Consider the following 11,920-nt stretch of genomic DNA (forward strand, 5'->3'; position numbering starts at 1 on the left):
ATTCTTACCATGACTGAGCAAAAATACATTGTTGCCCTGGACCAAGGTACAACAAGCTCTCGCGCAGTGATTCTTGATCACGATGCGAACATCGTAAGCGTCGCGCAACGCGAATTTACTCAGATTTATCCAGAAGCTGGTTGGGTTGAACATGATCCAATGGAGATCTGGGCAACACAAAGCTCTACTTTAGTAGAAGCTCTAGCTAAGTCTGGCATCCGTAGCGACCAATTAGCGGCTATCGGTATTACTAACCAGCGTGAAACGACCATCGTCTGGAACAAAGAAACAGGTAAACCCGTTTACAATGCGATCGTATGGCAATGTCGCCGTACTGCTGATATCTGTGAAGATTTAAAAGCACGCGGTCTCGAAAACTATGTACGTGACAACACTGGTTTGGTGCTTGACCCTTACTTCTCAGGTACCAAAGTTAAATGGATTCTGGACAATGTTGAAGGCGCACGAGAAGACGCAGAAGCAGGCAAGCTGTTGTTTGGTACTGTCGATACTTGGTTAGTTTGGAAGATGACTCAAGGTCGCGTTCACGTAACCGACTACACTAATGCATCGCGTACCATGCTGTTTAACATCAACGATCTATGTTGGGATCAAAAAATGTTAGATGAGCTTGGCATTCCAGCATCTATGATGCCAGAAGTGAAGCGCTCATCGGAAATTTACGGTAAAACCAACATCGGTGGTAAAGGCGGTACTCGTATTCCTATTTCTGGAATCGCAGGTGACCAACAAGCGGCGCTTTACGGCCAAATGTGTGTTGAAGCGGGTCAAGCGAAAAACACTTACGGTACGGGTTGTTTCTTGCTAATGAATACGGGCCAAGAAAAAGTCACTTCGACACATGGCCTTCTAACTACTTTGGCTTGTGGTCCTGCAGGCGAACCAGCTTATGCACTTGAAGGCGCCGTATTCATGGGTGGAGCTTCTATCCAATGGCTACGCGATGAATTGAAAATCCTAAACGGTGCAGAAGACTCTGAATACTTCGCGACAAAAGTGGATACATCAAACGGCGTTTATGTCGTGCCTGCATTTACTGGTTTAGGCGCTCCATACTGGGATGCCTACGCACGTGGCACGATTGTCGGCCTTACTCGCGGTGTGAATTCAAACCATATCATCCGTGCAACATTGGAAGGCATCGCTTATCAAACTCGTGACGTACTGGATGCGATGCAAGCTGACTCAGGCATTAAGCTTGCGAACCTTCGCGTCGATGGTGGTGCAGTAGCGAACAACTTCCTAATGCAATTCCAATCCGATGTATTGAACACAGAAGTACACCGCCCTCAAGTAACTGAGGTTACCGCTCTTGGTGCAGCCTACCTTGCCGGCCTTGCAGTTGGTTACTGGGATAGCATTGATGAGTTGCAGAATAAAGCGGTACTTGATCGCACCTTTGAGCCACACGATGATGAAGAAAAACGCAATCGTCGTTACAAGGGCTGGAAACGTGCAGTGAAATGTGCACAAACCTGGTCTGAACTTCACGACGAAGAAGATTAATCTCATCTCCATAAGAAAAAAAGAGCGCCATTTGTGCGCTCTTTTTGCGCTTTATCCCCGATTCCTGAACTCGCTTACTTCTCACAACGAGCAAATTCGAGCACAATAGAGCTTCGAATTTGAAGCATTGGCCGTTACCAATGCACAAGGGAGTGGTAAGTGAAGCAAATACCTCGACACCAGCAGATTGTTGAGCTGGTGAAAAAACAAGGCTATGTCAGCACGGATGAGTTAGTAGAAAGATTCAATGTCAGCCCACAAACCATCCGACGCGATCTCAATGAACTCGCCGATGACAACAAAATTCGTCGTTATCACGGTGGAGCCACTATTCCTCTCAGTTCTGAAAACACATCTTACAACACGCGTAAAGCGCTCAACTTCAATGAAAAAGATGTCATTGCAGACGTGGTAGTCAAACACATTCCAGATGGTGCCACACTATTCATCGATATCGGCACCACACCAGAAGCAGTTGCGCGAGCGCTCAATAAAAACCATAAACAGTTGCGTGTTGTCACCAACAACATCAATGTTGCGACCATTCTTTTCCCTAACCCTGAAATCAAAGTCATCTTAGCGGGTGGAGAAGTCCGCAGCAGAGACGGCGGTATTGTTGGCGAGGCTACCCTCGATTTCGTTAAACAGTTCCGTCTCGACTTTGGTATTCTCGGCATTAGCGGTATCGACTTCGATGGCTCGCTATTAGACTTTGATTACCACGAAGTCCGGGTCAAACAAGCGATCATTGACAATAGCCGTAGTGTATTTCTTGCCGTAGACCACACCAAGTTCGGGCGCAATGCTATGGTGAAACTAGGCAATATTGCACAGCTCAACATGATCTTTACCAATAAGCAGCCACCAGAAGAAATCCTGTCAATTTTGAAGGAAGCTTCTATCCCACTTGAAGTGGTTGAAGCTAACGAATCAAACTCCGAAAACGAGTAACGTCAATCGTATAACTCCCCCTCAAATGACCTCTGTCTTAATTAGACAGAGGTTTTTTTTGTGTCTAAATCACACAAAACGCTCACAAACGAAAATAATAGATGATCACAAACGAAACCTGAGCTAGGATTACATTATGTTCTAAAATGCTCGTTCGCTCACCAAGAGGTCAAATTTATGAGTATACAAAATAATGCTTCCACTACTAGCTCATCCACTACCTTAGACTTGATCGTAATCGGTGGCGGCATTAATGGAGCTGGTATTGCAGCAGACGCAGCTGGCCGAGGTTTGAGTGTTGGCTTATATGAAGCACATGACTTCGCATCTGCGACTTCTTCAGCAAGTTCTAAACTGATACACGGCGGTTTACGCTACCTTGAACACTACGAGTTTCGTTTAGTTTCGGAAGCGCTCGCAGAGCGTGAGGTTATTCTTCGTAAAGCACCACACGTCGCATTACCAATGCGTTTCCGTTTACCGCATCGCCCATTCCTACGCCCAGCTTGGATGATTCGTTGTGGCCTTTTCCTTTACGATAACTTGGGTAAACGTACGACGCTGCAAGGCAGTAAAACCGTCAACCTTGCGAAATCTGGCTTGCTAAAACCAGAGATGAAAACGGGTTTCGAATACTCTGACTGTTGGGTTGATGATGCACGTTTAGTATTACTGAACGTTCTTGCGGCTCGCGAAAACCATGCTGAAGTGCGTAACTACTGCCGCGTGGAAAAAGCACACCGTGAAGGTGGTATCTGGCATGTTACTATTCACGATGTGATGACAGACCAACGTTTCGAACGTAAAGCGAAAGCGTTAGTCAATGCTGCGGGGCCTTGGGTAAAACAGTTCTTTGATGATGGATTAGAGCAAGCCTCTCCTCGTAACATTCGCTTAATCAAAGGCTCGCACATCGTTGTTCCTCGTATCCACAACGAACCGCAAGCCTACATTCTTCAAAACAAAGACAATCGCATCGTATTTATGATTCCTTACTTAGATAAGTTCTCAATCATTGGTACAACAGATGTGGAATACAAAGGTGACCCACGTGAAGTGTCGATCTCAGATGACGAAGTCGATTACCTCATTGATATCGTAAACCAACACTTTGTCCACCAGTTGACTCGCGAAGATGTAGTTTGGACATACAGCGGTGTTCGTCCTTTATGTGACGATGAATCTGACTCTCCGCAAGCAATCACACGAGACTACACGCTAGAGCTCGATGCGGAATACGACCATGCACCTCTGCTTTCTGTCTTTGGTGGTAAGCTGACGACCTACCGTAAGCTGGGTGAAGCGGCAATGAAAAAGCTGGCTCCTTTCCTACCAGAGATGGGAAGCGACTGGACGGCCAACCAAACCCTTCCTGGTGGTAACTTCAGCTGTAGTCGTGAACAATTAGCTAAACAAATTCACGCTAAATACACTTGGGCGCCAGAAGCATTGATTCTTCGTTATGTCACTCAGTTTGGTACCCAAACGTGGAACTTAATGGAAGGTACAACAAGTGAAGCTGACTTAGGACAAACGTTCTCGACACAAGCCGGTGGTGTTTACCAACGTGAGATCGATTACTTAATGAACCATGAAATGGCAATGACCGATGAAGACATTTTATGGCGCCGTACTAAGCTTGGTCTTTACATGAACGAGGAAGAAAAACAGGCCTTAACGGACTATTTAAAGAAAAAGCTACAACAGAAAGTGGTTAATCTTTCTCAAGTTGGCTAACAGCTCCCCTCCCTCCCCCCACAATAAAGCCTGCTTAGTTGCAGGCTTTTTGTTTTGTTGTTTAAGCACAACACCTTGGTGCGCTCCACTCGATTGCAAATAAGAACAACTATTCATAGACATTTGGCATTAAATACAATCATACTCATTTGAAAAATAATGCATCAATGACTTCAGAGTACCGTACTCAGAGCATTGCCTCTGTATGGCAATGCAATTCTCGCGAAAGAAGTATCTTGAGGTTATTTTGGTATCGGCTCAAACAAGGAAAAGAAAATGGGTTTTATGATTGAACATTGGGACTTCTCAACCCCAGAAGCAACTCAACAATCCACCACGGCAGAGCAAATTCAAGCTAAGCATTGGTACCATTGCGAACGGCTGCATCCTGATATTCGTGGTTGGCTGGAGCAAAACCAAGTACCTCGAGCTACGGTTGATCATCTATTAGCCGACGAAAGTCGACCATCTTTCCATCCTTTGGATGACGAGAACTTCATGTTGATTTTACGAGGCGTCAATATGAACGGCAATGCATCACCAGAAGATATGCTTAGTATTCGAATTCTCTACTTTCAAGGCGCACTCATTTCAACTCGTAAAATTCCATCACGCGCGATCATGGAGATTCGCCAAGCATTAGCGGAACACAAAGGCCCAAAAAGTCTTGCCAGTTTACTTCATCAGATCATTGAAGGATTAAACAGTAAAATAGACATTTACCTTGATACGATTGAAGAAACACTAAACCAGTTCGACGTGAATGATGAGTCGACGTACAAACATATGGCGACTCAAAAAGCACTGATTTCTATCAAGCGTTTTATTCGCCCTCAGCAGTACGCTATCCGTGATCTTGTGGAGTCAGAATCAGAATTGATTGCTTTGAGACCTCATCAATATCGCTTCGCACACAATAATATTACGCGCATAAATGAAACACTTGAGTTTTATCTTGGAGAAGTGGCGCTTTTCCAAGAAGAGCTCAAACATCATCGTGATGAGAAAACCAATAAAAACAGTTACCTGTTTACTTTGGTAGCAACGATTTTTCTACCAACCAGCTTCTTAACAGGTTTACTCGGTATCAATGTTGGTGGAATGCCAGGCGTGGAATCCACCATGGCATTCACCTGGTTCTGCATCGCCTTAATTGTCATTTTTGGTCTAGAGTGGTGGCTATTTAAACGCTTGGGGCTCACGAATAAAGCGGACGACGAAGACGAATAAACACTAAACCTATAAAGAACAAAAACCAAAAGAGGAGCACGCGGCTCCTCTTTTCTCTACTCACATTAGAATCTTATCCGGGGTGACCATCCACACGAGGGGTCACAAGCATCACACCAAAGCGCCACACAAATAGCCCAAACGCAACAATCCATAATCCGCCGCTGATATCAATCCACAGTATCATGTTCGCTGGATCAAAGATCACGGCGAAACTGCGAACCAAAGCTGCCGCGGTAATTGCTGCAAACGCAAGGCTCATGTTTGGCCCTTTGTAGATCATGCGACCAGTATGTCCCATCGTCACCCGTGTAATCATCGCTAAAATCAAACCGCCTAACGCACCTATCGCAAACAGGTGAATGAGGTTATGGCTGGCAAATGCATCTCCCCAGACGCCTCGCAAAATTAAGCTTAGTGGTAAACACAAATACGCAGCATGCAGCGACCACACTAAAGGCTCGCTCAGGGTTAACCAAGGTTTCCAGCGAACAAAACGCACCAACTGAGCAACACCTGCAAATAGCATCAAAGGACTACCTAGTTCTGCAAACGTCACAGGGAAAAAGCTCAGCACAAATAGCATTACCAATGGCAAGTTCGCGAACCACTCTAACCAAGCCAATGGTTGCGCTTTTTCGAAATTAAATCGACGCGCAGTAAAAAATGGAATCACACGTCCGCCCATCACTGACAACAGCAAGGTAAACCACCACAGCATTGCTTGCCACACCGCTGAAGAGCTAAAGGGCGGCATACCTTTTATCGTTGCGTAGCTTGCAAAGTTCGCAAAGATGGCTAAAAGAAACAGTGGAACGAAAAACAAATTACGCCAACCTTTGGCTCGATACACACGAATGCCCACCTCATAGGCGACAAACAGTAAAAATACCGCTTCGATACTGCTGGTTAACCATAACGGTGCTGGTGTCCAAAGCAATATGCGGGGCACTAACCACAAGCCAAATAAAGCCAGAAGCATGTAATGCTTGGTACCATTAATGCCAGTCCAGTTTTGTACCGCGGTCAGTACAAAGCCAACTACAATGGCCATCGAAAAACCGAACAACATTTCATGTACGTGCCACCACAATGCAGGCACGGCTAATGCGTTTGGCTGTCCGCCTTGGAACATCCACACCCACAACGCAATCGCAACAATGGCGTAAATCGACCCAAACAGAAAAAACGGCCGAAAGCCTAATCGCAGCCATGCGGGGATTTTTTCTTCTACTTTTTTATCGGTGATATTCAGCATTATCTTGCCCTCAAGCGTCTCTCGATGCTGGTTAACTCAACTACATATTGATGCTACCATAAACATGTATAAAAAATACATGTTTATAATTAAGATTATACTTAAGAGGTAAAGTTGTGCTTCAGATGCGGGTTAGGTATAAACATGAGAGGCACAACTATCAGTTAAGGGATGCAACGACAATGTACATATTTGGCTATGGCAGTTTGATTAATTCTGCGTCGCGTAAGTTAACCGGACAAACGGGAGAAGCCATTCCCGTCATAGCACATGGGTTGGTTCGCTACTGGGGGAAGATTGACGACAGCTACAGCCTCTCTCCATTAGTGGTGAACCAAGGCGATGGACAGGTTAATGGCGTTTTACTCGAAGTAAATGAAGAAGCGCTCGCAGAATTCGACCGCCGTGAGCGAGGTTATCATCGTATTCAACTTCAGCCAGATCAAATCGAAACAGATGCGAGTTTTAACCAAGAACATGACATTTGGGTTTACGTAAAAGACGAGCCACTACCACCATGCGAAAAGAGCCCAATCATGCAAAGTTATGTTGATACCGTACTGGCAGGTTGCTTGGAAGTTTCCCACGCGTTTGCAGAGCATTTTGTGCGTCACACCATTGGCTGGCAACACGCGAAAGAAAATGACCGCCACCAACCCAAATATGGCAACCTTGCAGGCGTACAAGATCACCATTATGAGTTGATTGATAATCTAATAAAAAAAGGAGCCTAACGGCTCCTTTTTAGTATCTATGTTTGCTTACGCGAGCTTAAAACTTGTAATCAACACCAACGTACAGGCTGTCAAAATCAAAATCTTCGCTGCCACCGTTTTCGGCATCAATACTTACCGAAGAAGCACGGTAGCCACCAGATACAACCAAACCTGAAGCGAACTCATAACCAGCCTCAACACCGTAGTTAAAGCCTACATCACGACCATCATCGGTAACAGTGCTAGATGATTTCACTTCATAAGAAACACTCATTACACCAAGGCCAGCTATCGCACCAACATAGAAGCCTGTACCTGCAAATTGGTATTTAGGCTTCGCATTGAAATTGAACGCAGAAGCATCAACACTAAATTTAACCGGCCACCCCATGTAAGAAAATGTTTCTTCAAAGTCGCCAAAGTATATGTACTCACCTTCAAAAGCTAGTTTGAAGTTTTCTGAATATTGAAGCTCTTTACCTACAGCAAGGCTAAGACCTGTCGCAGAAAGATCTTTTGACAAGCTTTTAACTTTAAGATCTGAATTTACCAAATCAGCACCAACATACCAGTTACCTTTTGCTTGAACTGATGCTGAAGCAACCACTGCACCTAAAGCCAATAATGGCAATACTTTTTTCATTATAATTTCCTAATTTTTCATACTGTTAGACAGCTTTTAAAAGCGCGGAGATTATAAATAGAGTTGAATACTTTCCTATTGATTTGTTTATAAAATGAGACACAAAACATAAACATGAACAATAAAACGTTTGCTTGATTAAACTCTAAACAGCTCGAGTCCTATTAAGTACTAGAGTTACCACAAGTAGCAAGTTTCCAAACCAGTCGCGTTTTTCAGTATTTTTACAGCAATATAATCCTTACGTTTACGGCTTTATTTATTACTCAATAGAGTCTATTTCATGAAAACAATTTGGCTTGATATGATGATTTAAAGTGTTTAGGACTGTCTTACTAAAGGTTTGTGCATATCTAAGTAGCTGTTTAAAATAGTCAGATTATTGAGCTCACACTTGGGCAGTGCCAACGGGAAATTTACATGGCAAAGCTAAAAGATATCGCCATTGAAGCAGGCGTCTCACTTGCAACAGTATCGCGGGTTTTGAACAACGACCCAACGTTGAGCGTTAAAGAAGAAACCAAATACCGCATTTTGGAAATTGCAGAAAAACTGGAGTACCGCACCAGTAGCTCGAAGAAAGGCATCAAAGAAGCTAAGCAAAAACATCACTTTTTAGCCTTATATAACTACAAACAAGAAACAGAGGTGAATGACCCTTACTACTTATCAATTCGTCATGGGATTGAAACGCAATGCGACAAATTAGGTATTACGCTAACCAATTGCTATAACAGTGAAATTGATGTTGAAACGAAAAAGATAACAGGTGTCCTTTTAGTCGGAAATGTCGACCAAAAGGTAGTAGATAAATTACCTAAACGTCTAGCCGATAGCATTTGCTACATAAACTTTTCAGATCCAACCTGCCCTTATGATTGCGTTGATGTCGACCTTATTCGAATCAGTAGGCAAGTAGTTGATTTCTTTGTACAACGAGGCCACCGCCGCATCGGTTATATTGGCGGTCAAGACAAGCACGACGCAGCTGACACTCGTGAAAATGTGTTTTTGGACTATGGCTATCTAAAAGGCGTGGTCGCAGAACATGATATACACTATTGTGCCTGCTCTAGTTTGTCCGGTTATAACTTAGCGAAAGAGATGCTAGCCAAAGGTGACTTCCCGAAAGCAGTATTCATTGATTCAGACTCCATCGCGATTGGCATAGTACGTGCAATCCATGAATTTGGCTTAAAGATACCAGAGGATATTACGTTGATTAGTATGAATGATATTCCTACTGCTCGCTTTACCTTTCCGCCGTTGTCTACAATTCGTATTCACTCTGAGTTGATGGGAACTCAGGGAGTGAACTTACTGGTGGAAAAATACCGAGATGGACGCTTATTCCCTCTTCATGTATACGTGCAAACAGAGCTTAAACTACGTGGTACAACTCAATGATACCTTTTCCATTAATCTCTTTTATGAATTAAACCTGGAACATCCCCCCCCTAACCCAAGACATTCATTTTGCACAATCAGTACTGTTTCGGTGTAACGCCGATAACTCAGCGGGTAGTAAGAAGTTCAACAACAAATCACTCTAAGCACCATGAGTGCCCCAAATGTTTATCATTTAGAGGTGATGGTCGAAGAAACCAACTCGCGTAGCCAAATGCCTTTGTCTTCATTGTTTCGGCTGGAATGCCACAGCATGGCAATGTCAAAATCCGCAACGGCGATCGGCGGCTTAACAGTAATGAGATCGTCCGAAAAGCCCTCCGCCAACGCCATTTTTTCTGGCACGATGGCAATGAGATCGCGCTTTTTCAATAGATGCCGAATAGTGAGAAAGTTGCGCGACGCCACGGTGACTTTGCGGCTCAAGCCATGTTCTGCGAGCTTTTGGTCTACTTGTGTCTTTAAGCTCCCATCGGGACTTACCAGAGCTTGCTCGATGTTCGCGAACGCTTCCAGAGACAGCTGTGTTTCCCCTTGCAATACCTGTTTATCACACATGCACACGTGTTTTTCGGTGTACAAGTACAAGCTCTCAAAGTTGTCATCCAACACCGGCATGCTGCCAATAATGACATCGAGCTTTTCATGCTCAGTTAGTGCCACGTAGTTGCTACGATTGACGTTAATAAAACTGATCTGCGCCTCTGGGGCGCGCTGGCGTATTTCGTCATAAAGCCGAGGAGCAAAAATAAACTCGGCATAATCCGTTAACCCGATGCGACATACACCCGCGTAATTTTCAGGTTGGAAGGCAGACTTAGTGAGCAAGTCTTTGGCGATAGAATCCAACAAGTGATGCACAGTTGGCGCGATGTGGTGAGCGTGCTCGGTGGGCTCCATCTTGTGCCCTTTTCGCTCAAAAAGCGGGTCGTCAAACAACAACCTTAAACGAGACAAACTATGACTCATCGCCGACTGGCTAACGTAACTTTTCTCTGCCGCGACGCTAACGCTTCGATAGCGATACAAGTAGGAAAACGTCACCAATAAGTTCAAGTCAATGTTGCGCCACTGAATGTCCTCTTTCACTCCAATATCCTTATCCCATTTCATTCATAGATGAAATTAAAATTATCAATTTGAGTCATTTTATAGCATTCGATAAATTAGCAACAATGCTTTTTAGATAAACAGGCTCGACATGTTCACCATCTTCAAAACTTTTTTCTGGCTGGGTTGGTTCAGCTTCGGCGGCCCTGCGGCTCATATTGGTTATTTTCGCCAAACCTTTGTTGAGAAACTGAAATGGCTTGATGACAGCGAGTACGCGCAAATCGTCGCACTCAGTCAGTTTTTGCCGGGACCGGGCTCAAGCCAAGTCGGCTTTGCTTTAGGCTATAAACGCGGCGGTTTAGGTGGCGCATGCGCAGCATTTGTCGGATTCACTCTTCCTTCAGTGATCATCATGTTGGCGCTAGCGATGGTGAGCAGCCAAATCACCGACACCGCAGTGTTCCAAAACATCGTTCACGGCCTAAAACTGCTCGCAGTCGTCGTCGTGGCGGATGCAACCTGGGGCATGTACAAAAATTTCTGCCAAAGTAAACTGACCGCGGGTTTGTGCGTCGCGACTGCGATTGCGTTGCTGGTAGCACCAAGCATCATGACGCAAATGTTCGTGTTGATAGCAGCAAGTTTTGTCGGAATGCGATATCTGAAGAAAGACTCCGCGCCATCAGCCGAGCCGTTTAAACCGTCTATCGCGCCATTGGCTCTATTTGCGGTGCTTTTACTCGGCTTACCGTTAGTGGCTCATACTTTACCTTTGCTTGGGCTGTTTAGTGATTTTTTCCAAGCTGGTAGCTTAGTGTTTGGTGGCGGTCATGTGGTTCTGCCGCTTCTGCAAAACATTGTTGGCGACCAGCTCAGCCAAGATGCATTTTTAACAGGCTACGCCGCTGCACAAGCTGTACCGGGGCCAATGTTCACCTTTGCGACTTTTATCGGTTATGAGCTTTCGGATACGCCAATTTTAGGCGCGCTGATCGCAACGCTTGGCGTATTCCTCCCAGGGTTTCTTCTACTGCTTGGCGTTCTTAAAAACTGGCAAGCACTGGCAGGCAAACCGCTGGTCTCCGGCGCCATCAACGGTGTAAATGCCTCGGTAGTAGGGTTACTACTCGCGGCACTTTACCAGCCAGTATTTAGCAGCGCAGTTGTTGCTCCCATCGACATGGCGTTAGTGATTGCGGGTTTCTATCTACACAAAAAGCTCAACCTTTCGGTACTATGGATGATCGTGTTTTTTGTGGCAGCAGGCCTTGTCACGGGCATGATGTAGCCTGCTGATACGCCAACTATTGAATCTAGATAAACCACGGGCACTCAAATACGAGTGCCCTTGCTTAGATTAGATAGTGAAAACGGAACAGACCCCGATAAAAAGAGCAT

Annotated in this window: 10 protein-coding genes; 7 read left to right on the plus strand and 3 right to left on the minus strand. The window is 44.9% G+C overall.

Annotation, left to right across the window (positions count from 1 at the left end):
* Positions 1 to 9 precede the first annotated feature (9 nt).
* The 4 genes from glpK to R7Z49_RS12115 all read left to right on the plus strand — a co-directional run bounded on the left by glpK (position 10) and on the right by R7Z49_RS12115 (position 5,445).
* A complete protein-coding gene (gene glpK / locus R7Z49_RS12100) occupies positions 10 to 1,527 on the plus strand; it encodes a glycerol kinase GlpK (RefSeq protein ID WP_005380193.1) in 1,518 nt (505 codons plus the stop codon).
* Positions 1,528 to 1,686: 159 nt separating this feature from the next.
* Positions 1,687 to 2,478, plus strand: coding sequence for a DeoR/GlpR family transcriptional regulator (locus R7Z49_RS12105; RefSeq protein ID WP_186584703.1), 792 nt, complete (start codon positions 1,687 to 1,689; stop codon positions 2,476 to 2,478).
* A gap of 177 nt (positions 2,479 to 2,655) precedes the next feature.
* A complete protein-coding gene (glpD, locus tag R7Z49_RS12110; protein ID WP_054576307.1) occupies positions 2,656 to 4,215 on the plus strand; it encodes a glycerol-3-phosphate dehydrogenase in 1,560 nt (519 codons plus the stop codon).
* Between the two features lie 276 nt (positions 4,216 to 4,491).
* The gene (locus R7Z49_RS12115; protein ID WP_318111692.1) at positions 4,492 to 5,445 is read left to right on the plus strand and encodes a CorA family divalent cation transporter; all 954 of its coding nucleotides are present in this window, start codon (positions 4,492 to 4,494) and stop codon (positions 5,443 to 5,445) included.
* A 73-nt stretch (positions 5,446 to 5,518) separates the two neighbouring features.
* Here R7Z49_RS12115 and R7Z49_RS12120 read toward each other — a convergent pair whose 3' ends face one another.
* Positions 5,519 to 6,703 carry an NnrS family protein gene (locus R7Z49_RS12120; protein ID WP_005391701.1) on the minus strand — a complete coding sequence of 395 codons (1,185 nt, stop codon included), beginning with the start codon at positions 6,701 to 6,703 and terminating at the stop codon, positions 5,519 to 5,521.
* A 182-nt stretch (positions 6,704 to 6,885) separates the two neighbouring features.
* On the opposite strand from R7Z49_RS12120, the gene R7Z49_RS12125 reads away from it, so the two are divergent.
* Entirely contained in the window at positions 6,886 to 7,437 is a 552-nt protein-coding gene (locus tag R7Z49_RS12125; RefSeq protein WP_025768214.1) for a gamma-glutamylcyclotransferase family protein, read from the plus strand.
* 37 nt (positions 7,438 to 7,474) lie between these two features.
* Here the strand turns inward: R7Z49_RS12125 and R7Z49_RS12130 are convergent, their stop codons facing one another.
* Positions 7,475 to 8,062: an outer membrane beta-barrel protein gene (locus R7Z49_RS12130; protein WP_017820436.1), complete on the minus strand. Its 588-nt coding sequence runs from the start codon at positions 8,060 to 8,062 to the stop codon at positions 7,475 to 7,477.
* A 420-nt stretch (positions 8,063 to 8,482) separates the two neighbouring features.
* Between R7Z49_RS12130 and ebgR the strand changes: the two genes are divergently transcribed.
* Positions 8,483 to 9,469 carry a transcriptional regulator EbgR gene (gene ebgR / locus R7Z49_RS12135; RefSeq protein WP_186584698.1) on the plus strand — a complete coding sequence of 329 codons (987 nt, stop codon included), beginning with the start codon at positions 8,483 to 8,485 and terminating at the stop codon, positions 9,467 to 9,469.
* 171 nt (positions 9,470 to 9,640) lie between these two features.
* Here the strand turns inward: ebgR and R7Z49_RS12140 are convergent, their stop codons facing one another.
* Complete coding sequence (locus R7Z49_RS12140; protein ID WP_053349839.1) at positions 9,641 to 10,558, minus strand: LysR family transcriptional regulator; 918 nt, start codon at positions 10,556 to 10,558, stop codon at positions 9,641 to 9,643.
* Positions 10,559 to 10,670: 112 nt separating this feature from the next.
* Here R7Z49_RS12140 and chrA point away from each other — a divergent pair, with 112 nt between their 5' ends.
* Positions 10,671 to 11,810, plus strand: a complete 1,140-nt coding sequence (gene chrA / locus R7Z49_RS12145) for a chromate efflux transporter (protein ID WP_186584695.1) — start codon at positions 10,671 to 10,673, stop codon at positions 11,808 to 11,810.
* Positions 11,811 to 11,920: the final 110 nt, after the last annotated feature.

The organism is Vibrio sp. 1562 (assembly GCF_033340155.1).
Classification (GTDB): domain Bacteria; phylum Pseudomonadota; class Gammaproteobacteria; order Enterobacterales; family Vibrionaceae; genus Vibrio; species Vibrio alginolyticus.

What these genes read in the sequence shown, in the direction of transcription:
- R7Z49_RS12120 (WP_005391701.1), bottom strand. Translation starts at nt 6,703, where the DNA reads ATGCTGAATATCACCGATAAAAAAGTAGAAGAAAAAATCCCCGCATGG.
- ebgR (WP_186584698.1), top strand. Translation starts at nt 8,483, where the DNA reads ATGGCAAAGCTAAAAGATATCGCCATTGAAGCAGGCGTCTCACTTGCA.
- glpD (WP_054576307.1), top strand. Translation starts at nt 2,656, where the DNA reads ATGAGTATACAAAATAATGCTTCCACTACTAGCTCATCCACTACCTTA.
- R7Z49_RS12130 (WP_017820436.1), bottom strand. Translation starts at nt 8,062, where the DNA reads ATGAAAAAAGTATTGCCATTATTGGCTTTAGGTGCAGTGGTTGCTTCA.
- chrA (WP_186584695.1), top strand. Translation starts at nt 10,671, where the DNA reads ATGTTCACCATCTTCAAAACTTTTTTCTGGCTGGGTTGGTTCAGCTTC.
- R7Z49_RS12125 (WP_025768214.1), top strand. Translation starts at nt 6,886, where the DNA reads ATGTACATATTTGGCTATGGCAGTTTGATTAATTCTGCGTCGCGTAAG.
- R7Z49_RS12115 (WP_318111692.1), top strand. Translation starts at nt 4,492, where the DNA reads ATGGGTTTTATGATTGAACATTGGGACTTCTCAACCCCAGAAGCAACT.
- glpK (WP_005380193.1), top strand. Translation starts at nt 10, where the DNA reads ATGACTGAGCAAAAATACATTGTTGCCCTGGACCAAGGTACAACAAGC.